This window comes from Desmonostoc vinosum, assembly GCF_059505385.1.
The window spans coordinates 1-25,545 of sequence record NZ_JCACKM010000031.1 but is presented as its reverse complement, the minus strand read 5'-3'; the positions used below and the strand labels follow the sequence as shown (position 1 = coordinate 25,545).

The following is a 25,545-nucleotide window of genomic DNA, read 5'->3' as shown; positions in this document are numbered from 1 at the left end:
AACCGGGGCATTACGCTCTTTGATTTGGGAAGATTAGAAGAAGCGATCGCATCCTTTGACCAAGCCATCTCCTTCAAACCCGACAAAGACCAAGCTTGGTACAACCGGGGCATTGCGCTCTTTAATTTGGGAAGATTAGAAGAAGCGATCGCATCCTACGACCAAGCCCTCAAAATTAAACCCGACAAAGACGAAGTTTGGTACAACAAAGCCTGTTGTTATGGATTGCTAGGAAATGTTGATTTAGCAATAGAGAATTTGGAACAAGCTATCAACTTAAATCCCAATCAATGGCAAGAACAAGCAAAAAATAACTCTGATTTTGACACTATTCGAGAAGATAGACGATTTCAAGATTTAATTAGTTAATATTAATAAATAAATGTAAATAATAGATATTTTTATCTTAAGATACGATAAACACTACAATTAAGATCATTCCTTCGCAAACATATCATTTTCTCTTAACAATATGAACTGTGATGGTGCAAAGCGATGCAGACACGAGCGATTATATAGGATTCATATTTGATTTTGTAAAAAAATTCCGTATACCTTGAAAATCTCTCTTACCCCACTCCCTACTCCCCACTCCCTACTTACACCTTTTTGGTAAAGTCATGAATTCTGAAACTGTTAGCGAAGCGAGAATGAATTCAGGATGGGCGATCGCTTTAGGTATTTTGATGATTTTGTTAGGAATTGCAGCAATTGTAGAACCATTTATTGCCACTATCGCCATCACACTCGTACTCTCGTGGATGATATTAATTATTGGTATTGTCCGAATTGTCCATGCACTTCAATCACGGGAAAAAAGAGGTTTTTGGGCAAGACTATCGATTGGTGTTCTATACCTGATAGCCGGAATTTTACTGATTAGTAATATATTTGGCGCTGCCCTCTCCTTCACCTTAGCTTTGGGATTGATCATCTTTATTGAGGGTGTATTTGAGGTAGTTGCAGCATTTCAAACGCGACATGAACCCAACTGGGGTTGGGTGTTATTTAGTGGGATTGCAGCTATTATTTTAGCGATTCTGATTTTGGAGGAATGGCCTTTCAGCGCAGCGTGGCTACTAGGAGTATTCGCAGGGATTAATTTTTTATTCACTGGTATTTGGATGATTATGCTATCATTAGCTATACGTAGGCTTCCTAATGATCGGGCAAGAATTTAATGATATGAGCAAAACTTAGGCAGTGTCAAAGATTTTTGGTTAATTGAGAAAAATACGAAGAAGCGATCGCATCCTATAGCAGTAATTCTGTATATTTTACAGGCGAACCGACAAATCTGCGATTCTATCCATAATTGGCGATCGCTCTCAATCGTACCAGCTAAGAGTGCATCTACTTGACCTTGATCCGCAATCAAGAGTTTATGAGCGCCGTAATTGATTAATATAGTTCCCTCAAAGTGAGGTTCTAGCAAAACCCTTAAATGATGGTTTTTAGGTAATTGTCGCTTAGTAGCAATCACGAAAGGTTCAATAAAGCCTCTAAGCTGTTTCACATATAATTTGCATAATTAGGGCAGGCAAGATGCCCACCCCACAAGAGTTTTATTTAATTTGATTATGTAATTTAGATGTTTTTTAGCTTATCCTACTTGATTTAAATCATATAGCGATCGCATAAATTATGTTTCTTCTCCTGCTCACTGCTCTCTATTTCCTGCTCCCATTTCCGCACCAATATCATCGCATTGCTGATCGCTCTGTTTTTCACTAGTCAAATTAGATGCACTACAGTTGAGGAATTGAAATTCTTTTAAAATAAAATAAACATTGTTGTTAAGACTACTAATAGTAGCAATGTTAGGTATATTTTGACTATATGCATCCCACAATTGAGGATAAATATTCAAATCAAGTAGATTTCCTACCACAACAACTCCGACAAAATTAGTTGTAGCATCTTGTGATTTTATAGTCGTCCAATGCTTTTGAGCATCATCACAGTTGTATTGCAAATCAAATCTGGATTGAACATAATAAACTCCTGGTTTTTTAGGTGCAGTTAGTGTGAAAATCTCTTGCCCTTGTTTCTCTCCACTGGGAATTTGAGCATTCATGATGCAAGCTGGTTGAGCTTGGTCTGGGATGCCTACTACAATTTGGTGAATTGCTCCTCGTAGCTCAGATTGTTTATCTGTTAGGAAAAAGTATTTGTATTCTGTAATTCCGTAAATTTCTTGACCAGGGGACGCAAATATAACATTAGGTTTGTGTTTCAAAGTTAATAGTATTGTTCCAATTAACGTTGCTGCAAATGTACTGAACAGTAAAACGACTGTGGAAATAGCAAGCCTTAGTCTTAATATTTTTTTCCTACGGGCTTTCTCTTGTCTATTTTGGCGATCGCGTAATTCTATGCAAGCATTAACATAGTCAGTCTCTAACTGGTTGAGAAAATTGGTGTGCGCTAATACCAAAGCATCGTCTAATCTTCCCCCCCGATGTATTAAGTAACTTTCGTCTTTTTGCTGGTTCTCCCACTCTAAAACTGCCTGACGGATAGTTTCGCGCAGTTGTAATTTGCTGCGGTTCTCGTCTAACCAATTGAGTAACCGAGGCCAATAGCGAATTAAGGCTTCATGGGCTACCTCTATTTCTTCTTGATTTGTAGACGCATCTATACCAGTAACTATTAATCTTGACCCTTCACCAGCTAATCGCTGTACCAACTGTCTAGTAACCGCCAAATCACCACCTACAGGCACTAGTTCCTCTAGCCAAACTCGCCGTCTTGTGTCTCGGCGTTTCTCTCCTTCGAGGGCATTTTCATCTAAGCGGGTGAGGCGAATGAAGATATTTTGAATTTGGTTTTGTTCTGAGGGTGAGAAACTATTGTAAACTTCGTCGGCAGTTTGTGCGATCGCCATTTTCACACCACCAATGGCTTCATACTCCACACACCGCAACCATCTACCATGTCGCCGTTTCCACAATTCCAACAATGCATGTTGTAAAAGGGGCATTGCTCCCGGCTCACCTTGGACATCATCAAGAATTGAGTTACTCAAGTCTGCTTCAAACCGTAACTTTACCAAGGCAGCTTGCATTTCCATTGCTTTTCGCAATTCGACAGCATCCATTGGGCCAATTAATTTTTGTCTAGCTTCCATCAAATCTTTTAAATTGCGGTGAGTCGCACACTCACCCCAAAAGTCTGCCCGCATTGTAATGATGACTTTTTGGTGAGGAACAAGGCTCAACAATTTTTCGATGAAAGTAACTCTCTGGGCCTCATCTGTGCAGAGTGTAAACAATTCCTCAAATTGGTCGATAACTAAGATTGCAGGCTGTCCTTGCACCTGGGAAAAGCTAGTTTGCAGTTGTTCGATTGGGTTAGTATTTGGTGTCATGTAGGCTAACTGCAAACCGGGTTGTTTTTCCTGTAGCTTGGGAATCAACCCTGCTAACACAACTGATGATTTACCACTACCGGAAGCTCCCAATACAGCTAAAAAGTTGTTTTCGGTTAACTTTTCTTGCAATTGGGTAATGAGTTGTTCTCGCCCAAAGAAGAATTCGCGGTTTTCAGCTTGGAAAGGATACAAACCCACAAAGGGACAACGAACATCATAGCTTGGTGGTTGCTGACCCAATGCCAAAGCATGGAAGTTGAGGTCAAGTATTTCCTCGCAGAGGTTGTTTACTTCTTGTAAAACTTGCTCTCGTTCCTTGAGGGTTTCTTGGCTCAAAGCTGTGGCATCTGCTCCCAGTGTGTTTCTCAGCTGCTGTGTTAACTCTGCAAACCTCTTTTCTAGAATAGGCGATCGCTGTGGCAATAACTGCACAAGCTGCTCTAAACCATACTGAATTTCAGCGTTAGTCAGTTCTCGGTCTAACTGGTCGCTGAATAAAAGTCGTCCCCCCAAACGGCTGAACAGTGCCGGCACAGTGACATCACCACGTTCTGCTAAAGCGGCTGTTGCCTCATGTAATGCTGAGTCTACCTCCCCAGACTGTTTAAGTTGGTAATAAAACTTCTCTGTTAGCGCCTGAGCTGTCTTGATAGTGACTTTCTCAGTCATCGCCACTACCGCAGGCATCCCCAAATCTCGCACCAATCGCTGTCCTAATCCCCCTAAGGCGGCTTCTGCTTCTGGGCTAGCACTCTCACAAGTACAGAGAAAAGTAAAATGAGGTAGCCCTCTGGCTCCCTTTAGCGATCGCATTCTTTCTATTAACCTGGTAGCTGTCACCACCTCGACTGTATTATCAGCTTTTGACCAATACAGAAGGGTTTCACCATCATCGATTACCCGACCGTGACTAACAATGTGTAGTATTGTATACTGTTTGCTGCGATCGGTTAGTTGAGTACAAAGTTCATCTAGAGTAGGTAAACCAATCGCACCATCAACTGTAGCTAAGACATCAACAGGAATATCCCCAAACCCTAAGCGCACACTTTTAACAGTATTTTCCACATCAAATGCATCTAATTTATACCGGATTGAATCCGAGGGACTGGCTACCAGTACCAGCGCTCTTAAATCTCGTCGTCCGATGGGGGGAAAGAGCCGGTCAGTAATTGCAGGAATGTAGAAAGAAAGAGTTGCTCGTTGATTGAGTGCTAATACTTGCCATTCGCCATCAATGGGGGCGCTGAGTCTTTCCCAACGTAAGGTTTTGAGTTCTTTATCTACAGCTTCAATAAATAGCAACACCCGCACCGTTTCCTCATTCTGACTGAGTGCGCGGACAAATCCATCACGTACTTCATCTCGTAGCAGCGCTTTACCCAAGAATTTACCGTAATCTCGTACTTGTCCTTGCAGACTAGTCAAATGCTGTAAATCTTCAGCACTCAAACAAAGATTACCCTCCAATCGCAACGGTAAGAGAACACCTGGTTGGGTATGTTCTACAACAATTGGCCAAGCATCTCCTGATTTGCGTTGAATGATAATCTCGAAAGTGTTCATTTTGGGAATGGGGAGTGGGGAGTGGGGAGTGGGGAGTAGGGAATGGGGAGTGGGGAGTGGGGAGTGGGGACTGGGGAATGGGGAATGGGGAATGGGGACTGGGGACTGGGGACTGGGGAGTGGGGAATGGGGAATGGGGAATGAGGAATTGTCATTGATTATTCTCCGCGTCTCCCTCATTCCCCGGTCACTGAGCGAAGTCGAAGTGCATCCCTAATTCAACTTCTTCAAGCTTTCAAGTAGACGAACTACGGCTAAAAGCGGGGTTTGAAGTTTTTCTTTTTGAGCATCTGAAGCTTGCTCGGCTGTGTTGGCAAACTGTTCTAGTGCTTGAATTAAGTTTGTCTGGACTTGCTGGATTGCAGATGGTTTTGCTGTCTCAATTATTGCAGGTGCAGTAAGTAAGTTTATTGAGTCTATGACTGGGCGATCGCCTATATAGTTGTCACCTACAACTAGTCGGACGGCAGGATCGCCAATGATGGCATAACTACGAGCATCGTTGTTTGCTGTCCACATGCTAGATAAAGTTGTCGGATTAGCGATCGCGCCATACTTAATTTCTTCTAATTCTGTACTCAAATCAGACGAAAGTTCAGCATAGCGTTCGTTGAAATACTCGACAGCAGAACCCACCGGATGACCATCTAGCAATCGTTTGAGAGTACTTTGAAAAACTGCTAACTGTTTACCAGTTTTTTCCCAAACGAAAGAGCAACCCCAAGCACGTTCCACATGACCGATGACGGCTAAAGCACCTCCATTGGGGTGACTGAGGAGGCGTCGGGGCAAAGGAGCAACAAAAGCATGGGGAGCAATCTCTAATCTTTCTTTAGAGGCTTTTCTGTGAGCAAATTCATCAAAACGGGGCGTACCAGCACCATAACAAGCAAAGTGAAAAGCAATTAAACCGAGCAAACGAGCATCCTCACCGATATCGTCCGCAGAGAAGTAAAAATCTTCGGGAATTGGTTTATTACCCCACTCACGTTGACCAGGCCAATCTTGACAAAGTAGAGCGCCCTGATGACGTAGTTGTCTCGCATCTCCATTGGGAAAACCCATACCATGACTGGCGGTGAACAATAAAGCAGGTGTTTCTTCACCTCCCAACAATTTGCTCAACCGCGCCTTTGTAGCTTCTTGTGCTAGTAGGGTTTGTACTTTCCAAGTATTTTCTTTTTGGCAAGTAACCATCCAATCGGCTAAAGGTTGAATCAAGTTTTCAGCACTGAGTTCAGTGGCTGCATCACCCTTAGTACGCACGCCGAAAAAGCTAGCACGGCGGGGCAAACTGAAGTTACCAGTTTCAGCTTGGACGACACTACGAGCATACTGAGCATACTCTTGTGGAGTATCAAAGTAAATTCGCCCCACTGCATACTGCACATCGAGTTGATATTGGAAGCGATAAGGAATAGTTTCTGGATCACCAACGATGAGTAGATAATAAGGCATTTTGTCTGGATCAGCAGGGCCAGGGCCGACTCCATGACGCGCTAAAAATTGATTCTTCGTCTCACCAGGGCGATAACCCTTGGAACCAGTGTATTCCCGATAGAAATGCTCGTGATGTTTTGTAGCTTGTTTTTGTCGATGCTCCAACAGTTCCTTTAGTGCTTCTTTGATTGCGGGATCGACATTATAGGCAAAGATAACTCCCCAACCTGTTTCTGCAAGGTTTTTTGGATCTACTCCTTCTATCGGTGCAAAGTCAGGTTCTAGTCCTTTGACGTGCAGATCCTTTTTCTGGAGTTCACTAATCTCTATAGGATCAAAGTCTTCACCTTGAGCAATCTTAGCAACCTGTTCGGGTGTCAACGGAGGTAGTAAATACTCTCCTGAAGCTCCATCAATACCGTTGAAATATAGCTCTTGTGTTAGTTGTTCTATACTCATCTTATGTATTTCCTTGAATGGGGAAAGGTCGAAGTATGGGTGTTTGTTATTTCCCGGCCACTGAGCGAAGCCGTACCCTGCGGGTTCTTGGTCTCCGACAAAAGAAGTGCATCCCCAAAAGGGTTTAACTACCAAAGGCGGCCGACCACATAGCATGGGCTACTTCAGGTTTATCGATGGCGTTGTGAGCGCCTATAAAATCTAAGAATTTATGAGGAACGACAATATACTTGTCACTTTTGAGGTTGTAAATCTTACCTGGTTGGAAATTGTAGGGTTCCTTAAGGGAGTGCATTTCATCATCGATAATGTCTAGATAGACTCCCTGGATTCCATAAGTTCCGACCCCACCAACATCAGGTAGTTTCTGATTAATATCAAAGTCTATGTCTTGACCCCCAAGTAATCCTAAGTTTGCAGCCGCAGGATATGCCATTCTCACAGCTTGATCATGTTGAGAATGGGTAGCAACAATTGGGCCTGCAACTTTGCTCTGGGCAATGATGGAGTGAAAGTAACCAGCAAGATTTTTTCTGTGGGGGATACTTGAGCAGAAAGACCAAAGTGATAAAGCACCTTGTACTAAGACCAGAGAGTTTACGGGACGGGTACTGATGCTATTTTTCTTGCTACCCGCAACGGTGGCTGAAACTAAGATACAGCCAAAACTGTGCCCCATCAGATGGAATCGCACAGTATCACCTGCCGCTTGTTGGAATTTGTTTAATAAACTAGAGCCAGTGGTTTCACCGATTTTACGAGCTAAATCTTTCATTTTCCAGAAAGATAACAATCTGGGTAGGTTCAAAAAGGAATCCCACGCTGACCTAAAACCATCGCCAATACCAAAGCTGACATCTTCGTTCTCTTCCTCTGCCAGAGTGGCTTGATATATGGTGTCGAGATCTAAATCCAAAGATTCGTTTTCGCCCCATGCATCGGCTTGTTCTATGTTGCTCAAAGAAGCTTCTCTAATCAATACCTCGTAAGCTGCACGCACCTCTGACGGTAGTGTATCAGGCGCAACTTCATACTCTACCGCAGCTGTGAAAATTGTTCTGAGTGCTTCTTTGGTAGCTTCAGTATTGGAGATGTTTTGAGCATACTGATTGATTAACTCTTCCTGAGAATTGTCTGTTATATCAAAAGATATAGATGATTCCGGTGATACTCCTTTGAGGTCTTCATTTCCCCAAGGTTTGCTAGGCCAATGCAAACCAACCAACAATGGACGAAACCCTGGTCGCAATCGTTGCATTTTTTCAATATCAGCTTGGTTGTTAGCCATCGCTTGAATCCACTTGCTGTATTGACTTTTTGCCGCAGGAATGTCGCCCTGCCATCCGTGACTCATCAAAAAGACATCTGTGATGGGATCTTTATGACTGGATAGGATATCTACTACCTTTTGACTGATTAGCTCTCCATTGTTTTCACGTTCTTTGCCATGAGCATCAAGAGTGATTAGATAGCATTTCAATGAAGTTCCAACAAATGTTTCAATTGCCATAAGTAAATCTTCTGAGTTTTGATTTAATGTCTTTTGATTATGTGAAACTAGTTACAGAGAGCTTTATGAGAGTTTTTACATGCTCACATAACTTTGTTGTGACTCGCTAGCACGTAAGTATGTATATATAATTGGATACATAATAACTTGCTTTTTTTGCGGAAAACCTGAGTGATAATACTGGGGTTTATCTCAGTTTTACATTTTGATTTGCATGGTAGTATTTCTGCGTGCGATCGCAATAGGCAAGAAACTTGCAGACAAAACAATATCTAATTTTTGAATAATTTATTTCTTAGAAATACTTAAATGAATAAGCTAAAAAACATCTAAATTACATAATCAAATTAAATAAAACTCTTGTGGGGTGGGCATCTTGCCCGCCCTAATTATGCAAGTTATATGTGGAACAGCTTAGGGGCAGGTTTAGCAAGATCCTCGTTAATCAGTAAACCCGCCCCTACTATTTTTCAGAGGTTTTTGGTATTTTCTTAATTACCACTGAATTTTGGACGCGATAATACCAATAAATACAGCAAGACCCAATGCTCTACGAAAATAATTAACACCTTCAAATAATTCTAGCCATGCCCAAGTAAACAAGGAGCCATTTGACAGTACATCCAACACTATATTTATATTGCCGCTTGTAAAAATTAGACCTAGTAAACTAGTTACTACCCAAACAATCAGCGGTGGGTTTGGCATCTGAGCTATAACAATTTTGCCCTCACTGTCACGAAAAGTCTTATCAATTAGTGTGTTTTCCATTTTTTTCAACTACCATTTAGCAAAAAGTTACCGATTAGCCTCTTAAGAACAGGCTCACATTTAATAAGATTAAAACATTGAGATAAATCTTTTTCCAAGCATCTAAGTGCTGAAATTTCCGGCTCTATTGTACTTGTTATCTAAATAAATACTCTGCTAGAGGATGTTTGAAAAGTCTAAATTAATACTAACCCCGGCGATTAGAAATCGCGACTATACAGACAAAACCCACCTCCGTGGGTTTCAAGAACGCGATTTTCCGTTTTTGTGAAATGGTATAACGACGGGAAGCGGAGTCACTTGGTTGAACAGGTTTCCCTGCGGGTAGCTGCGACCTGCGACCTGCGTTAATCACATACATTGAATTATTTCGCTAATTTTCTTACGAATATTGAAATAGTGTCTAAAGATTTTTCATATTAATTCGCTAGATAGATCAGAAAATTTTCAGATAAATCTTAATATGAGATTGTCAAAGCAAGTAAATCATAATTTAACAGAAGGAGCAGTACTCGTGTCTAACATAATCGCTTGGTTAATATTAGGACTAATCGCTGGCGCACTAGCTAAATTCTTTTATCCCGGACAACAAGGTGGCGGTATTGTATCGACCATAATATTAGGGATTCTGGGCGCTGTAGTTGGAGGTTATCTGGGTCAAATTCTTTTAGGGAGTAGTTCGGCAGCAGCAGCGTCTGTAGGGGCTTTATCAATTGGAAGCATTGTATTCGCAGTTCTTGGTGCTATGCTGTTGATTTTCCTGTGGGGTTTACTAACTCGTCGTACTGTCTAATCAAAAATTCGCAATTCGCAATGCTTGGGCTGCGTTCAGCAGCCATTTGCGGTTACGTTTTGTGAAGAGAATTTATATCCCAACACAAAACAAATAGGGATGGGGTCTTAAACCCCTTTTGGCAAGGATAAAATGACTTTAGAGAAAGAGCGAAGATCTGTAGGCGTTTTTGCTAAGCGCTCTGATGCAGAATTGGCACTTCAAGAACTGAAGGTTTCTAATTTCCCGATGCGTAAAGTCTCTGTGATTGCGCGGAATGCGGAGGAGCAAGAAGATATTGCTGGTGTTGAAGTCAAAGAGCATAGTGGCAATACGTCCAAGGAAGGTGCTGCGGCTGGAGCTATCACAGGCACTGCATTAGGGAGTCTAACTGGCTTACTTGTAGGCATGGGTTTATTGGCACTTCCTGGTATAGGGCCAATTATGCTAGCCGGGGCTGAAGCAACAACGATCGCTTCTACACTTTTGGGTGGTGCGATCGGTGCAGCTACAGGTAGTCTAGCTGGTGCATTGCTAGGTTTAGGAATTCCTGAGCAAAAGGCGAGGGTTTATAGTGATTTAGTCTCCCAAGGTTACTACTTGGTGATCGTAACGGGTACGGAAGAAGTAGTTCATTTCGCTAAGCAAATTCTCAGTAATCGTGGTATCCAAGAGTGGGGTGTCTACGAGACACCCATCTCTTTGAATAATCGTTACAAGTATGGTGTTGGTGTTTTTTCTACACTTCAAGATGCAAAGATAGCTCTGAGTATGTTGAGAGCAGCTGGCTTTCCTATGAGTCGTGTCTCTGTGATTGGTAAGAATACTATTACCTTATTAGAAGGTTTTACTGAGTTTCAAAATAGCTACGCTGCTTTTACAGTTCCTGATGATCTAGTCAAAGAGTACGAATCTCAAGTGTCTGTTGACAATTACTTATTAGTGATAAATGCTACCGATATTTACATGGCTGGTGCGAAAGCTATATTAGAAAGTAACAAGGTGCAAAGTTTTCGTATCTATAGCCAGTCTACTTTACTCTCAACATGAAAATAGTCATTTTGGAGTAATTGCCAAATAAATATTAAGTTTTCAAGCGTAATAATTGTATAATATTTCGTTAACAGAGTTTTTTACTCTGTTTTTAATTGGTTTTATCAGAAACTAGCATATATTTAGGTATGAGTTTGGCATAGGCGATCGCCAATTTTATCCATTAGTGATTTACATGGAATTAACAATCTATTACTAAGATTATTTACACGCAATATTTTTTAGCAAGGAGTTTTGGTGTTCCCTTTTAAACTGCCACTAAAATCCTTTTTGATAAGGAAATATCTTTCTCAAATAGTAGAATAGTAGTTTCATAACCTATCCTACCCATTTCTGGCTCTAAACCCATTTCCATTTTCACAAGATACGACCAACTTCCAGAATCAGACCGGTGATGAATGATGGTTCCAATACCACCGACAAATTCTACTGTTTGCCCTGTGAAAAATTTAGGCTGTGCTAAGATATCGGTTGCGTCCATAGGAAACTATATTTTTTATTTAGTTTAGATAGTTAAGGTTATAACTCAATGTCAGGTATCAATTTATCTATCGATAGATTTAACTAGAATATTAATAATTTGCTTCTTTTGAACTAATTTTTTTATCTCAAGGTTTGCTACAACATACTCAAAACTTCAGACTTATGAAATAGTGGTTTTAATAATTATCAATTATGTTTATCAAAAGATTGATTTTTGTAAAAAAATATGGGTAAATAGTTATATCAACTTTATGAAAATCAAAAATTATCAATTTTGTGAAGCATTAAAATATTTTTTTAGCTTCAGCAAAACTAAAATATTCATCAAATCAATAGTCCGATTCAGATAGCTGCAATGTTGAATAATTTGAAGATTAGAACCAAAATCGGCACAGCTTTTGCTTTGAGTTTAGCAATTCTGACTATTATTGGTCTGATCTCATATCAAAGCATCATAGAGCAGATTGAGACTTCACGCAGAGAAAAACATACCTACGAGGTGTTAAATCAGTTGGAAGCTCTGAAATTTCAATTGATTAATGCTGAAACTGGGCAACGTGGTTACATAATTACTGGAAAAAAGCAGTATATAGAACCTTACAACACCGCCATTCAACTCATAGAACAAAAACTCAAATCTGTTCAGCGCTTAACATCAGATAATTCTGACCAACAGATTCAGCTTGATATTTTACAGCCACTTATCGCTAGGAAGCTAGCTGAGCTGCAAGAAACTATTAGCATACGTCAAAATCAAGATTTTGCTGCTGCTCAGAAGATCGTCCAAGGGGATTTAGGTAAGCAGCTGATGGACGATATTCGCAAAATTATCTCAGCGATGCAGTCGCAAGAGAATAAGCTGCTCAAGCAACGTACTGAAAACGCACAAGCTGCTAGTCAAAAAACTGTGGCAACCATTGTTTACAGTATTCCTATCTTGGCTGTGATCCTAGTTGTGATTGGATATTTGCTGAATCGCAATATTTCCCAACCACTGCAACAAGTTTCTGGGGTAGCAGAAAATATTAGAAATGGAGATTTATCGGTTAGCTTACCAGATAGCGATCGCCGAGATGAAATTGGTCTGCTGGCAAAAACTTTTAACCAGATGATTGCCAATTTACGAAATACAACTCAAGCCAACGAGGAACAAAATTGGCTGAAGTCTAATTTGGCTGAATTTACCCAAATGCTCCAAGGGCAGCGAAATTTAGAAAGTGTATCTAGCCTGATATTGTCGAAGCTTGCACCACTCATTGGAGCATCCCATGGCGTTTTTTATGCGATGAACTCAGTAGATAACCAACCTCTGTTGAAATTGTTGAGTAGCTATGCTTATCAAGAGCGCAAAAACTTAGCAAATCAATTTCGCTTGGGTGAGGGATTAGTAGGACAATGCGCTTTAGAAAAACAAAGAATTCTCCTCACAGAAGTTCCTGGCAACTATATCCGCATCAATTCTGGTTTGGGAGCAGCAGCACCGCTCAATATTATTGTGTTTCCCACAATATTTGAAAAGCAAGTTAAAGCTGTAATTGAACTTGCTTCTTTTCAACGCTTTAGTGAACTGCATTTAAAATTTTTAGATCAATTTAGCGAAATCATTGGTGTCTTTTTAAATAATATTGCTGCCAATGTTCAAACTCAGCAACTACTTGAGCAGTCTGTAGCTTTAACAGAAGAGTTGCAAACCCGACAAAAAGAACTACAAGATACCAATCAACTTTTAGAAGAACAGGCACAAGAATTGGAGTCTTCTCAATTTCTCTTGAAGCAGCAGCAGGAAGAATTAAAGCAATCTAATGAAGAATTACAGCAGCTCAATGAAGAGCTAGAAGAAAAAGCAGAATTGTTAGAAGCGCAAAATCAGGAAGTAGCCCGCAAGAATCGAGAGATTGAGCAAGCAAGGCATAAATTAGAACAAAGAGCCGAGGAATTGGCTTTAGCTTCCAAATATAAGTCGGAATTTTTAGCAAACATGTCCCACGAGTTGCGGACACCACTCAATAGCTTATTAATCTTAGCGCAGCTATTAGGAGATAACGCTGAAGGCAATTTGAGCGATAAGCAAGTGGAGTACAGCCGGACAATTCACTCTGCGGGCAGGGATTTGTTGGAGTTGATCAACGACATTTTAGATTTAGCAAAAATTGAATCTGGAAATCTGTTGATTCAGGTTGAGCAAATTACATTTGCAGATTTGCACATAAATTTAGAGCGAACCTTTCGGCAAATTGCCCAAAATAAACAACTCGACTTCTCGATTGAACTAGACGATAGTTTACCAAAGACAATTTCTCATGACCCCAAACGTTTACAGCAAATACTCAAAAATCTCTTAGCCAACGCTTTTAAGTTCACCGAACAGGGAAGCGTAAAATTACAAATTGCCAGGGCAAAAGATACCAGTGAAGCGATGATTACGTTTGCAATTAGCGATACTGGTATTGGCATTCCTGCCGACAAACAGAAGATTATTTTTGAAGCATTTCAGCAAGCAGACGGCACAACTAGCCGTAAATATGGTGGAACTGGCTTGGGTTTATCAATCAGTCGTGAACTAGCTCATATGCTGGGGGGCAGAATTGAATTAGTTAGCCAACCAGGACAAGGTAGCACTTTTACTCTCTACCTACCATCAACTTATTCTAGTAGTGAGCTACCAGCTACTGAGCAACAAACCAGGAAAATTGAGGAGCTACCAGGTAATCAAAGAGCAGTTTTGACCCTAGACACAGACACATCATCTGAGATACTGCCTAGTTCGTTGATGGAAATTGCCGACGATCGCCAGATAATAGAAACAGGCGATCGCATCTTGCTAATTATTGAAGATGATGATAAATTTGCCCGCATCTTAGTAGATATGGCACGTCAACAGGGCTTTAAAGCGATCGCAACATTACGCAGTAAACAAGGTTTAGCCTTAGCACAACAATTTAAACCAAATGCAATCATGCTGGATATCAACATGCCAGAGATGGATGGCTGGACAGTGCTAGATCGTCTCAAACGCGACCCAGAGACGAGACATATACCAGTACATATACTGTCTGTTGATGAAAGACAGCAACGGGGGTTACAACTAGGAGCAATCACATATCTGCAAAAGCCTGTTTCCCCAGAAACCCTAACTCAAGTATTAACCGAGATTAAAGGTTTTATCGAGCGCAGGGTCAAAAATCTTCTAGTTATAGAAGATGATCCTGTGCAAGCTCAAAGTATTATTGAATTGATTGGTAACAATGATGTCCACACTACAGCAGTGAATACGGGAGCAGAAGCCTTAGCCACTTTGCGAGCGAATCCGTTTGATTGTGTTGTACTGGATTTAGGTCTACCTGATATGAGCGGGTTAGAGTTGATTGAGCAAATCAAGCAAGAATCCGACCTGATGAAACTGCCGATCATCGTCTACACAGGCAAAGAACTCACTCCACAAGAAGAAACCCATCTGAGGGGATTAGCAGAGACAATTATTATTAAGAATGTGCGATCGCCAGAGCGTTTACTTGATGAAACTGCCTTATTCTTACATCGAGTCCAGGCAAACCTACCCCAACGCAAACAGGAAATTTTAGAACAACTACGTCAAACCGACCCGATTTTAGCTGAACGGAAAATTTTAATTGTAGATGACGACCTGCGAAATATCTTTGCTTTGACAGGTTTTTTAGAAAGTTATCAGATGCAAGTATTATTTGCTGAAAATGGCAGAGATGGTATAGAAGTACTCCAAGCTAACCCTGATATCAATATAATTTTGATGGATGTAATGATGCCAGAAATGGATGGTTATGAAACCACCCGTGTTATCCGCCAGCAACCACAATTTTGCTCACTACCGATAATAGCCCTAACTGCCAAAGCCATGCCGGGCGATCGCGAAAAATGTATCGAAGCAGGAGCTTCTGATTACATCACCAAACCAGTAGATACCGAGCAGTTGCTGTCACTGTTGCGAGTTTGGTTGTATAGGTAAGAAGGGAACAGGGAACAGGGAACAGTGACCGACACTTCGGCATCTTTGCGTCCCCGCGTCTTTGCGTCAATCAAAACGCAAACTTACCCAGTCCCCAATCCCCAATCCCCAATCCCCAATCCCCAATCCCCCTACCGCCGACGGCCTCTAGTGCCAAAACCAGATGGACGACTGGAACGGCTAGGACTGGTACCACTACCAAAACGACTGCCAGAGTCACGTCTGGTAGAACTCGATCTGCTAGAAGGCCGCAAGGTGCTGGTGCCATAACCAGAACCAGAAGGACGATTATTTGTAGTGGTGCGTGGTGTAGTGCGGATATTAGAATCCCCAGGATACGCTCTTCTAATCGTTCCTGTGTCGCGGAAAGCTGTACGATTTCTCACAGCTGCGGGTGGTGCATTATAGCGACTTCGATAGCTGCTAACTGCTTGATCATAGCTATTGCCATATCCACCATAGCCAGTTAACACCCGACCTGATTGATAAACAGGGGGTACATAATACTGAGGTCTAAACAACGCATTTCCCAATGCTTGACCGGCAAGGCTACCCGCTAAAGACCCTGCAAAAGGTGTCCAGAAGCTGTTTTCTTGGCGAACTACAACCGTTTCCTGCTGTCCAGTTTGAGGGTTATTTCTGGTTTCAGTAACGTTATGGACGTATTCGATTTTAAAATCTTCGCTCAAGTATAAAACAGGCTGTCCATTCTCGACCTTTAAGTAAGGTTTCTTACCTTCTTTAATTTCTTCATCAGTCAACCGCGCCATTTGTAAATTTTCGGTTGTGAATCTGGGAGGCTTACTGTTGAGTAAAAATAAGGTATACGCTCCAGTTCCATCATCATAGGTTGCTTGTTGTACTTGATACTGACCATCACTCAGTTTGGTAGAAGCAGAAGTTTGGCTCACATTCCTTGCTGAGGGGGTAGCTTGATTTCCTCCTCCACAAGCGACTGTAGTTAAGCACAAACTCAAAGTTAAAACAATGACTGTAAATTTTCGTACTATGGTCATGAGCATTACATTATTGTCCTATTTTGAGCTTAACAAGTTCTAGATGGTGTGGTGAGTACGGACTACCCAACAAATTCAAATTATAGAGGAATCAGTTCTGGGTAATGTTGTAATAGTTGATCGCTAGTGAGTTCATCGCCCAACTGTGCTGGTGAGAAATGCACTTGGATTGCTCGTACTTTCTGTTTGTAATGCAAATTGATCAAAGCTTTAAAAGCTTCCTTGAGTGCTTGAACGTTAGAAAGGTCAGTTTCTAACTCTGGGACTTCTCCCTCATAAGCTACTGTAATCATCACAACTACGTTGCGAGTTACAGGTATGGATAAAGGTTCATCGAATCCAGCATCAGAATTCAAATCTGGTTCACTGAGATATCTTTGGGCAGAGTCGGTAAATAATTCATTGACATAATCTCCCGCCTCTCCTTCGTCCCAAAACACATCACCTTCATTGGCAGCAGAAAGCCAATACTCATCATATTGCAGCAGAGTTTGACTTAACTCCACTAATCCCTCTCCCACAACTTCCAAGTCCCCATCAGCATCGATCGCCTCTATTGCTCCACGGTTCAATACTCCCAAAATTGGTGCAACTTCACCTCCTCCCAAATGCAGAAACAGACGAAATACTACATAGCGAGTCTTACCGATCATTCGATTAAAAGTATCGCGCATCTTCATTTCTCCTTTTGTTTTTTGTCATCTAAAAATATTTCTCCCTACTCTCTACTCCTCTTATGGGTAGGTTTTTTAGATTTCGCGTTTTGGTTGACGCAAAGACGCGGGGACACGGGGACGCGGAGAAAGATTTCGGAACGGAAAAATAGGCTTTTTCAGACTGAATATGAAAAACCTACCCTTGAAAGACTCCCAACTCCCCACTCCCCACTCCCCACTCCCTATTTTCAATGACTCATCTAATGAAACCCTTTAACAAAATGTGCAACCATATCTAACTCAGGTAATGTGGAATTTGTCAATTTATTGGATATATCATCATAAGTTGCAGCATTGAGTATAGTACGATTAATAAATCTTTTCCCAAAGTTAGGGTTGTTATACACAATCAAAGTGTGAGCGCTGGAATTTGTTAATATTGTTTGGGTAGGTGCTTTACAAAAGTTCAATTTAGCAGCTATTCGCAGATTTTTTTTCATCTGTTTAATAGTATTAGCTAAAGTTGTGGTTTGCTCTAAAAGCTGAGTTAATTGTTCAAGAAAATTGGATGATTTGAGATTATCGCGGACATTAACTTCCCTGGTAATCATTTCCAGGACACGGGAAATATTGTTTTGAGTGAATGCTGCATCTTGAAAAGGAAGAATAGCGAGGTAAGCTGTAGGAAATAAAGCCAGATCACTATCAACTCGGAAAGTAAAAACAGTGCGACGTCGCCCACTTTCGATGCTTGGAGGCTGTTTTAAGCCTTGATACTCTTGAGAAATTTGGTAATAAGCGCCAGCAATAGCAAAGTTAGCTTCTTGTTCTATAGCTGCATCAATGATAATCCGAATTGTCGGTGGAGTTTCATTAAAAAATTCTCGTGAGTCTTCGGCATGGAACTTTTGAATAATCGAGCGATCGCCATTTGGACTAAGATCAACCCATTCACAAGTTATGCCTTCAGTTTTTAAACCAAACCTGTAGGTAGCGTAGAGTTTTGCTCCTGTTAAAGTTGCCCCTGTCAAGTCAGCACCAATCCATTCCACCTTAATTAATTTTGCTTGGGTTAGATTGGCATGGACTAAACTTGTGTTTGTCAAATTCGCGTTGCTCAAATCTGCCCCAATTAAGTTAGCCCCACTCAATTTTGCGCCGCTTAAATCTGCCCAGCGAAGATTTGCGCCGCTTAAATCTGCCCAGCGAAGATTTGCATTGCTTAAATCTGCCCCACTCAAATTAGCACGGTTGAGATTTGCCTGTCTGAGTTCTGCATCTCGCAGATTCGCACCGCTGATGTCGGTATTACTCAAATCAGTGGCATTTAAGTTAGCCATCTCTAAGTTTGCTCCTGTTAAGAACCCACCTCTTAAGATGGCTTCGCTCAAGTTAGCGCGGCGGAGATTTGCTTGACGCAGTGTGGCTTCTCGCAAATCTGCACTGTTGAGGTTGGCTTCAAATAGATCAGCGCGACTTAGTTCAGCGCGAATTAACTCAGCGCGGATGAGTGTTGCTCCCTTGAGTTGAGCGCGACTGAGATCTGCTCGAATTAAATTAGCTACATTCAGACTAGTATTGTTGAGGTTAGCACTGATTAAATTCGCACCGCTCAATCTCGCTACGTTGAGTTTGGCATTGCTTAAGTTAACTTCACTCAAATTTGCACCGCTAAAGTTGACTATACTCAAATTAGCACCGCTAAGATTCGCGCCACTGAGTTTAGCGCCACTGAGGTTGGCTTCAGAGAGATCTATACCACTAAAGTCTAAAACTCCCGCTGCATATTTTTCTAGCAATTCCTCTACAGTCATGAATGCTAAACCGCTCCTGCTAGGGGTGTAAGGGTGTAGGGGTGTAAGGGTGTAAAGTGTAAAGGTGTAGGGGACTTTAGTTTAGTGGGGCTTGAGTTCACCACTGATTAAAGACCACCAAATTATAGATTTGGTGTGGGTTGCTGTACCCTTGAGTTCTAGAAACAGGTGTACAAAAATACAATTCCCTCTCTTCCCTTACACCCTCACACCCCACACCCCTAGTTAATGAATATTGGAATTTTAGGACTCGGATTGATAGGTGGATCTTTGGGTTTTGATTTGCGATCGCAAGGACATCATGTTTTAGGAGTTAGCCGCCGTGAATCAACCTGTCAAAAGGCGATCGCCCTCGGTAGTGTTGATGAGGCGTCTGTTAACATCAGTCTGTTGGCAGCCGCAGAGGTAGTATTTATATGTACACCTCTAGCACTTATTGTTCCCCAAGTTGAACAACTAATCGATCATCTACCTACGAACACAGTTGTGACTGATGTGGGTTCGGTGAAAGCACCGATAGTTAAAGCAATTTCACCTTTATGGAATCATTTTATTGGTGGCCATCCAATGGCGGGAACAGCCGATAGTGGTATTGAAGCTGCACAACGAGACTTATTTGTTGGTAAGCCCTATGTGCTAACACCAGAGGCGACAACACCAACTTCTGCAATTACGGTTGTGGAAGAAATTGTGCGATCGCTTGGGGCTAATATCTACCATTGTCAACCAGAACAGCATGACCGCGCTGTGAGTTGGATTTCTCATCTACCCGTAATGATCAGTGCTGCACTGATTAGCGCATGTATCAATGAAACCGATGCCGATGTTTTACAACTAGCCCAAAAGTTAGCCAGTTCAGGATTTCGAGACACTAGTCGCGTCGGCGGCGGCAATCCAGAATTAGGTGTGATGATGGCGCGATATAATCGGCAAGCATTGCTCAATTCATTACAACAATATCGTCATAATTTAGACGAATTAATTAATTTAATTGAACAGGAAAATTGGTCAACTTTAGAACATAAGTTGCAAGCAACACAACAAGCACGCTCTAATTTTGTTCCAGATTTATATAGGAATCCTGTTTGATTTTTGAAAAAAATCAGTACGTACCAAAAAGCCTACTCCCTACTCCCTACTCCCTGTCAACGCAAATCAGTTCAAAAATCAAAGCAGACTACTATAGTTTTTGACTAAATTTTTTGATTCAAAAGTACTTGTATATGATATATATAAAACACGGTAAGCCTAGCAATAAGCCGTATTTTGAGTTGCAGAGGTACAGTAGCAGTGGGCATAGTAGTTGAGAACGTTTCCAAGCACTTTGGGAGTTTCCAAGCTGTTGATCAGGTCAATCTGGAAGTCAAGAGTGGTTCACTGGTGGCCTTACTGGGGCCATCTGGATCTGGTAAATCTACCTTGCTAAGATTAATTGCAGGTTTGGAAATGCCAGATAGCGGCAAAATTTTGCTAACTGGCAAGGATGCTACATATCAAAGTGTGCAAGACCGGAAGATTGGGTTTGTGTTTCAACACTATGCCCTATTTAAGCACTTAACCGTGCGGCAAAACATTGCTTTTGGTCTAGAAATTCGCAAGGCCCCAACCAAGAAGATTCAAGGGAAAGTAGAACAGCTATTAGAATTGGTGCAATTGACTGGACTAGGCGATCGCTATCCATCACAGCTTTCTGGTGGTCAAAGACAGCGGGTAGCGCTAGCAAGGGCGTTAGCCGTAGAACCCGAAGTATTACTGCTGGATGAACCCTTTGGCGCACTGGATGCAAAAGTCCGTAAAGACTTACGAGCATGGTTACGCCGCCTCCATGATGAAGTACATGTTACCACAGTTTTTGTCACCCACGACCAAGAAGAAGCGATGGAAGTTTCTGACGAAATCGTGGTGATGAATAAGGGACGAGTAGAACAAGTGGGGACACCAGCCGAAATTTACGATCGCCCTGCAACAGCATTTGTGATGAGCTTTATCGGCCCTGTTAACGTCTTGCCCAGTAGCTCAAAGATTTTCCAAAGTACTGGGTTTGATTCGCCACATCCAGAAATGTTTTTGCGTCCACAAGATGTGATTGTCGAAAAGGTAGCTAACGGTACTACTGCCCCCGCCAAGGTGAGTAGGTTAATACATTTGGGTTGGGAAATTCAAGTGGAATTAAGTTTAGATGATGGGCAAGTAGTAATGGCACACTTAACACGGGAACGCTTTGACGAATTGGAATTAGAACCAGAACAGCGGGTGTATGTCAAGCCTAAAGATGCTAAATCTTTTCCAATATATTATTCTATTTGAAGTTTCCTGGGTAAAAGAGACTGGGGATTAGGGATTGGGGACTGGGTGTAAAATCGTAAAATTATGGTAAAGGCTTTTACCCACCACCAAATTTTAAAAAACTTTTTCCCAGTACCCAGTACCCAAGAAAGTATTAGTATTTAAATCCAAGCGCGATCGCCTTCTCAAATTAACCTTCTACAATTTGGATTTCATTGAGTTGATTAATGACGACATCCGCACCTTGGACATGATCTGATTTACTCACCCAAGTAATTCCCACACAACCTGCGGCTTTGGCATGACGCGCCATTTGCATGTCGCCAACAGAATCTCCCACCATTAATGTAGCGCTGGGTTCAACTTCTAAGGCTTGGCAAGCTTGTAAAAATAGTATTGGATCTGGTTTACTTGGCCCCTCATCTACTCCCATCTCCAGCTGGATGTATGCGCCTAACTGGTGATGTGCCACAAAACTCTGGACTTCATTTGTTGTCGCCGCTGAAAGTATACCAAGTTTCAGTCCTGCTTTCCATAGATATTGCAACACCTCCAAGCTACCTACAAAAAGAGGTGCAGGAGCGATACCAATGTATTTTTCAGCCTCATCCAAAGCTTGACGGGCGATTTTTAAAGATTCAAACCATCCTTTACCAGTTTCAGCAATATATGCTGCTGCGGCTACTTCTGTTTCCCGACGACTTGCCACCGATATTAAACCTGCTGGATCTAAACTATTACTGTTGATGCCAAATGCCATTAATAACGGTTCACCAATACCAGGAAATTGGGCATCTATTAACCTGGCTACTTTTTGTCCAAGCGATCGCAGATAAACTTCTGAGTCTTCCAAAGTACCATTTTTATCAAACAAAATTGCTTGAATATTAGGAAAAATAATATTTTTACATTTAATAGTTGGCATATCAAAAGGAATAGGGGGAGAAATAAATAATTACGAATTACTTTGATTGTTTTTCAGAAGCTCCATTTGCGTAAGCTCCTCCTTTTGGTAGTTTTGGTAGGAGAGTAATCTCGGATGTTTCTTCACTTAGTAAATGCGGAAATTTGTCTGTATATACTCCGGCAATGGTTGTTTTATAAACCCCTTGTTGAGAGTTTTCTGGAGAATCTTTCAAGTGAGGATAACAGCTTTTTGTTGTTTCTTCATTGTCAGAAGGTGATTCCAGATGCTCTAATTTTTTTTCTTCTGGGGTAAGTAACACAGAACTGTCAATCAAAGGTAATGTAATCTTCACTGTTGTACCTTGATAAAGACCCGCACTTTCAAGAGTTATATTACCTCCCATAAGTTCAATTAAATTTCTGGAAATTGCTAGCCCTAGTCCAGTTCCGTCAAACTTGCGTGTGGTTGTTCCTACCATCACAAAGGGGCGAAATAGTTTGTGCTGTTGATTTGGATCAATACCTATCCCAGTATCTTTAACTGTCACTACAACCTGAGATTGACCAATATTGTGTTGAATTTCTGTAGAAATTGTAATGCTTCCTGTGTCAGTAAATTTAGTAGCGTTGCCGATGATATTAATTAATACTTGCTTGAGTTTTGCTGCATCTGCTTTCACGGCGATAGATTCAGTACCCAGTTCGCATTTTAACTGTAAGCCTTTTTGTTGGACATTAACCGATTGTAAATTAATTACTTCTAACAATACTTGTCTAAGGTCAATCGGTACTGTAACTACTGAAAGTTTACCTGCTTCAATTTTAGAAATATCGAGTAAATCATTAATAATTCCTAACAGATGAATTGCTGTTTCATCGGCACGTTTGAGAAACTCTAGTTCTTCTTCTCTGTTATCGCACAAATCATCTCGAACCAGGCGAACACAGTTAATAATAATATTTAATGGATTTCTTAATTCATGAGAAGTCGTAGCCAAAAATTGGCTTTTGATTTGGTTAGCAGTTTTTGCTTCTTTCCAAGCTATTTCTAGTTCTTCAGCCCAAGCTTTTAGTCGCTCAACCATTTGGTCTAATGCTTGTGCTAGCTGATTAAACTCGCGAATTTTGAAATTGTGGGGAATTGGTTGTGCGGCGTGATGGCTATGAATATTGAGTGCGTAATCTCGCAATTCTTCTAAAGGACGTGCTAGATAAGGGGCTAAATACAAAGATGCTAATAAACTTGCACCAATCAAACCAACTGTTAAGACTATAAGAATTAACTTAATTTCTTCTAAACCAAAAAGGGCACTGTCAACACTAGTAACTGCTAGGATGATCCATTTTTGTTGCTGCTGTTGCGTAATGGGATTGGCAATAGCCGTGTAGCCGGCTACTAATTCTTGATTTTTTGTAAAGTTGAGATTTATAGACTCGTTTCGACCGGCGATCGCATTTTTGACAATGCTTTGGAGTCTCACTGCATCTAGGTGTTGTTTAATATTGGTTCCAATTTTATTTGCTGATGGGTATGCCAAAATCGTGCCATCTTCCGCAATTACCACCATTGAACCTGTGAGCGATCCCAGTCTATTGTCGATTTTTTGGTGCAATGCAGTCTGAATACTTAAGGCGTAAACTAAATTTCCCCGACGATTAAAAACTGGGACTGTTAACACCAATCGCAGTTGATTTTGAGGATTCTTTTTACCTGTTATTCCTGCTTTTTCGAGAGGTGCTAATCTCACATCAACGTCGTCATTGCTTAGCTTTGGCAATTGAAATTCGGCAATTTGTTGACCACCACAGCTACTAGCTATAATCTCGCGGCTTGTCAGATTTGTGAGTTGAATACACTCAATCCGTGTTGGTAGTTGTTGTGCTAGCTGAGTGAGATATTTTTGTGCTTGTATAGACGAGCCTGATTGAATGACCGTTGTCTTGCTTGCACTGAGTAAATTGGTTTTTAAAGCAGCGATCGCATCGGTAATTTTCTCCCCTTTATTGATAGCGCTTTCTGTTAAATTTTGACCAGCAGTTCTTAATAAGCTAGAGCGTGCCTTGTTGAGGGCAACAATTTCTCCAACTAAGAGAACCGGAACAAACAGAAGCAATATTCTCGTTACTAAAATTCGACGAAAGGATGATTGACGGGAATTAGCCATCTATTGTCTCACTTCGCATCTGCAAACCACAACAGCAACGATATGCAATCGGACTAGCTAAAGGAGACATTGGATTAACTGATCAAAATTTCATTTTCAAGACTTAAAAATATCAAATTGCTATAGTACAAAAAGACACATGCTATACCAAAAATTTTAGATGATAGATTTAAAAGCGACTCGTGTTGCATATCGTTACAGTGATAAAATTAGTAAACAATAACTTGCAAGCATAAAGTGCTTGGAAAATCAATACACTAGCAAGAAAAATATTAAAACTATCAAACCAATCCAATGGTGCAACATCGTCCTCACACTACAGTTGTTTTAGCAATGAGTGCAGATGGCAAGATAGCGGATTTTAGGCGATCGCCCGCTCGGTTTGGTTCAAGGGCCGATAAAGCACACTTAGAAAAACAAATCGCTACTGCTGATGCAGTTTTGTTCGGTGCTGGTACTCTTTGCGCTTATGGTACAACACTTACAGTATCACATCCAAAACTGCTGCAACATCGAATTCAAGGGGGTAAACCTCCCCAGCCAGTTCATATAGTTATTACACACTCTGCCAACCTCAATCCGGAAATAAACTTTTTCAAGCAGCCAGTTAAACGCTGGTTGCTGACAACAGCAAAGGGGGCACATTCTTGGCAAGAACGCGAACAAATTCGCCTTTGCCAACAACAACGCATCCCGCCTATTAAGATAGAAACTCCCACACAGGAGCATCTGCCAAAATTTGAGCAGATTTTAGTCTTTGAAACATCAACGGGAAAAGTTGACACTCCCGCTGCTTTACAACACCTGGCAACTCTACATATAACACGCTTAGCGATCTTAGGTGGCGGTGAATTAGTCGCTTCGATGTTGGAATTAGATTTAGTTGATGAGTTATGGCTAACAGTCTGTCCTCTAATTTTAGGTGGTGCCACAGCACCTACACCCGCAGCAGGCAAAGGATTTCTAGCCCATCTAGCCCCCAAATTGCAACTTCTAGAAGTGCATACAGTTGAGAACGAAGTCTTTTTACACTATCGGCTGCAACGAAAGACATAGCAGTTTGCTTTGATTTTTGAACTAATTGCGTAGGTGGGGAGTGGGGAGTCTCTTATGAGTAGTTTTTTAGATTTCGCGTTTTGGTTGACGCCAAGACGGGGAGACGCGGTGAGACAGCGAGTAAAGGAGGGTTTCCCTCCGCAGGCGACTGCGTTAGCGAGCTTGCGAGCGTCACCCGAAGGGGGACGCAAAGAAAGATTTCGGAACGGAAAAATAGGCTTTTTCAGACTGAATATG

The 25,545-nt window shown here is 41.4% G+C and carries 19 protein-coding genes; 8 read left to right on the top strand and 11 right to left on the bottom strand.

The window, feature by feature from the left end:
• Positions 1-369, top strand: a 369-nt coding sequence (locus AC5JMF_RS04575; RefSeq protein WP_495794542.1) for a TPR end-of-group domain-containing protein, incomplete at its 5' end; no start/stop codon positions are given.
• Positions 370-620: 251 nt separating this feature from the next.
• The gene (locus AC5JMF_RS04570) at positions 621-1,181 is read left to right on the top strand and encodes an HdeD family acid-resistance protein (protein WP_495794541.1); all 561 of its coding nucleotides are present in this window, start codon (positions 621-623) and stop codon (positions 1,179-1,181) included.
• Here AC5JMF_RS04570 and AC5JMF_RS04565 read toward each other — a convergent pair.
• The 5 genes from AC5JMF_RS04565 to AC5JMF_RS04545 form a co-directional block, all read right to left on the bottom strand.
• Positions 1,178-1,516 carry a lipoxygenase family protein gene (locus tag AC5JMF_RS04565; protein WP_495794540.1) on the bottom strand — a complete coding sequence of 113 codons (339 nt, stop codon included), beginning with the start codon at positions 1,514-1,516 and terminating at the stop codon, positions 1,178-1,180. The genes AC5JMF_RS04570 and AC5JMF_RS04565 overlap by 4 nt on opposite strands.
• 144 nt (positions 1,517-1,660) lie before the next feature.
• On the bottom strand, positions 1,661-4,939 hold the full coding sequence (locus tag AC5JMF_RS04560; RefSeq protein ID WP_495794539.1) for an nSTAND1 domain-containing NTPase: 3,279 nt from the start codon (positions 4,937-4,939) through the stop codon (positions 1,661-1,663).
• 213 nt (positions 4,940-5,152) lie between these two features.
• Entirely contained in the window at positions 5,153-6,838 is a 1,686-nt protein-coding gene (locus tag AC5JMF_RS04555; protein WP_495794538.1) for a hypothetical protein, read from the bottom strand.
• A gap of 124 nt (positions 6,839-6,962) precedes the next feature.
• Entirely contained in the window at positions 6,963-8,348 is a 1,386-nt protein-coding gene (locus AC5JMF_RS04550) for a hypothetical protein (RefSeq protein WP_495794537.1), read from the bottom strand.
• 495 nt (positions 8,349-8,843) lie between these two features.
• Positions 8,844-9,119: a hypothetical protein gene (locus tag AC5JMF_RS04545; protein WP_495794536.1), complete on the bottom strand. Its 276-nt coding sequence runs from the start codon at positions 9,117-9,119 to the stop codon at positions 8,844-8,846.
• 514 nt (positions 9,120-9,633) lie between these two features.
• Between AC5JMF_RS04545 and AC5JMF_RS04540 the strand changes: the two genes are divergently transcribed.
• Complete coding sequence (locus AC5JMF_RS04540) at positions 9,634-9,912, top strand: GlsB/YeaQ/YmgE family stress response membrane protein (RefSeq protein ID WP_495794535.1); 279 nt, start codon at positions 9,634-9,636, stop codon at positions 9,910-9,912.
• 132 nt (positions 9,913-10,044) lie between these two features.
• The gene (locus AC5JMF_RS04535; RefSeq protein WP_495794534.1) at positions 10,045-10,941 is read left to right on the top strand and encodes a hypothetical protein; all 897 of its coding nucleotides are present in this window, start codon (positions 10,045-10,047) and stop codon (positions 10,939-10,941) included.
• A gap of 250 nt (positions 10,942-11,191) precedes the next feature.
• Here the strand turns inward: AC5JMF_RS04535 and AC5JMF_RS04530 are convergent, their stop codons facing one another.
• Positions 11,192-11,425: a hypothetical protein gene (locus AC5JMF_RS04530; protein ID WP_495794533.1), complete on the bottom strand. Its 234-nt coding sequence runs from the start codon at positions 11,423-11,425 to the stop codon at positions 11,192-11,194.
• 357 nt (positions 11,426-11,782) lie between these two features.
• Between AC5JMF_RS04530 and AC5JMF_RS04525 the strand changes: the two genes are divergently transcribed.
• Entirely contained in the window at positions 11,783-15,409 is a 3,627-nt protein-coding gene (locus tag AC5JMF_RS04525) for a response regulator (RefSeq protein ID WP_495794532.1), read from the top strand.
• 131 nt (positions 15,410-15,540) lie between these two features.
• On the opposite strand, the gene AC5JMF_RS04520 is transcribed toward AC5JMF_RS04525, so the two are convergent.
• The 3 genes from AC5JMF_RS04520 to AC5JMF_RS04510 all read right to left on the bottom strand — a co-directional run bounded on the left by AC5JMF_RS04520 (position 15,541) and on the right by AC5JMF_RS04510 (position 18,895).
• Positions 15,541-16,431: a hypothetical protein gene (locus AC5JMF_RS04520; RefSeq protein ID WP_495794531.1), complete on the bottom strand. Its 891-nt coding sequence runs from the start codon at positions 16,429-16,431 to the stop codon at positions 15,541-15,543.
• Positions 16,432-16,505: 74 nt separating this feature from the next.
• Positions 16,506-17,099 (bottom strand): DUF1517 domain-containing protein, encoded by a 594-nt coding sequence (locus AC5JMF_RS04515; RefSeq protein WP_495794530.1) that lies wholly within the window; start codon positions 17,097-17,099, stop codon positions 16,506-16,508.
• 242 nt (positions 17,100-17,341) lie between these two features.
• The gene (locus AC5JMF_RS04510; RefSeq protein ID WP_495794529.1) at positions 17,342-18,895 is read right to left on the bottom strand and encodes a pentapeptide repeat-containing protein; all 1,554 of its coding nucleotides are present in this window, start codon (positions 18,893-18,895) and stop codon (positions 17,342-17,344) included.
• A gap of 228 nt (positions 18,896-19,123) precedes the next feature.
• On the opposite strand from AC5JMF_RS04510, the gene AC5JMF_RS04505 reads away from it, so the two are divergent.
• Positions 19,124-19,984, top strand: coding sequence for a prephenate/arogenate dehydrogenase (locus AC5JMF_RS04505; RefSeq protein ID WP_495794528.1), 861 nt, complete (start codon positions 19,124-19,126; stop codon positions 19,982-19,984).
• 201 nt (positions 19,985-20,185) lie between these two features.
• Entirely contained in the window at positions 20,186-21,202 is a 1,017-nt protein-coding gene (locus AC5JMF_RS04500; protein WP_495794527.1) for a sulfate/molybdate ABC transporter ATP-binding protein, read from the top strand.
• Positions 21,203-21,371: 169 nt separating this feature from the next.
• On the opposite strand, the gene AC5JMF_RS04495 is transcribed toward AC5JMF_RS04500, so the two are convergent.
• Positions 21,372-22,106, bottom strand: a complete 735-nt coding sequence (locus AC5JMF_RS04495; protein ID WP_495794526.1) for an HAD family hydrolase — start codon at positions 22,104-22,106, stop codon at positions 21,372-21,374.
• A 37-nt stretch (positions 22,107-22,143) separates the two neighbouring features.
• A complete protein-coding gene (locus AC5JMF_RS04490) occupies positions 22,144-24,252 on the bottom strand; it encodes a sensor histidine kinase (protein ID WP_495794525.1) in 2,109 nt (702 codons plus the stop codon).
• Between the two features lie 294 nt (positions 24,253-24,546).
• On the opposite strand from AC5JMF_RS04490, the gene AC5JMF_RS04485 reads away from it, so the two are divergent.
• Positions 24,547-25,308, top strand: coding sequence for a RibD family protein (locus AC5JMF_RS04485; protein ID WP_495794524.1), 762 nt, complete (start codon positions 24,547-24,549; stop codon positions 25,306-25,308).
• Positions 25,309-25,545: the final 237 nt, after the last annotated feature.

Excerpts from the sequence above, each read along its gene's own strand:
- AC5JMF_RS04570 (WP_495794541.1), top strand. The coding sequence starts at position 621 with ATGAATTCTGAAACTGTTAGCGAAGCGAGAATGAATTCAGGATGGGCG.
- AC5JMF_RS04560 (WP_495794539.1), bottom strand. The coding sequence starts at position 4,939 with ATGAACACTTTCGAGATTATCATTCAACGCAAATCAGGAGATGCTTGG.
- AC5JMF_RS04555 (WP_495794538.1), bottom strand. The coding sequence starts at position 6,838 with ATGAGTATAGAACAACTAACACAAGAGCTATATTTCAACGGTATTGAT.
- AC5JMF_RS04550 (WP_495794537.1), bottom strand. The coding sequence starts at position 8,348 with ATGGCAATTGAAACATTTGTTGGAACTTCATTGAAATGCTATCTAATC.
- AC5JMF_RS04545 (WP_495794536.1), bottom strand. The coding sequence starts at position 9,119 with ATGGAAAACACACTAATTGATAAGACTTTTCGTGACAGTGAGGGCAAA.
- AC5JMF_RS04535 (WP_495794534.1), top strand. The coding sequence starts at position 10,045 with ATGACTTTAGAGAAAGAGCGAAGATCTGTAGGCGTTTTTGCTAAGCGC.
- AC5JMF_RS04530 (WP_495794533.1), bottom strand. The coding sequence starts at position 11,425 with ATGGACGCAACCGATATCTTAGCACAGCCTAAATTTTTCACAGGGCAA.
- AC5JMF_RS04525 (WP_495794532.1), top strand. The coding sequence starts at position 11,783 with ATGTTGAATAATTTGAAGATTAGAACCAAAATCGGCACAGCTTTTGCT.
- AC5JMF_RS04520 (WP_495794531.1), bottom strand. The coding sequence starts at position 16,431 with ATGCTCATGACCATAGTACGAAAATTTACAGTCATTGTTTTAACTTTG.
- AC5JMF_RS04515 (WP_495794530.1), bottom strand. The coding sequence starts at position 17,099 with ATGCGCGATACTTTTAATCGAATGATCGGTAAGACTCGCTATGTAGTA.
- AC5JMF_RS04510 (WP_495794529.1), bottom strand. The coding sequence starts at position 18,895 with ATGACTGTAGAGGAATTGCTAGAAAAATATGCAGCGGGAGTTTTAGAC.
- AC5JMF_RS04505 (WP_495794528.1), top strand. The coding sequence starts at position 19,124 with ATGAATATTGGAATTTTAGGACTCGGATTGATAGGTGGATCTTTGGGT.
- AC5JMF_RS04495 (WP_495794526.1), bottom strand. The coding sequence starts at position 22,106 with ATGCCAACTATTAAATGTAAAAATATTATTTTTCCTAATATTCAAGCA.
- AC5JMF_RS04490 (WP_495794525.1), bottom strand. The coding sequence starts at position 24,252 with ATGGCTAATTCCCGTCAATCATCCTTTCGTCGAATTTTAGTAACGAGA.
- AC5JMF_RS04485 (WP_495794524.1), top strand. The coding sequence starts at position 24,547 with ATGGTGCAACATCGTCCTCACACTACAGTTGTTTTAGCAATGAGTGCA.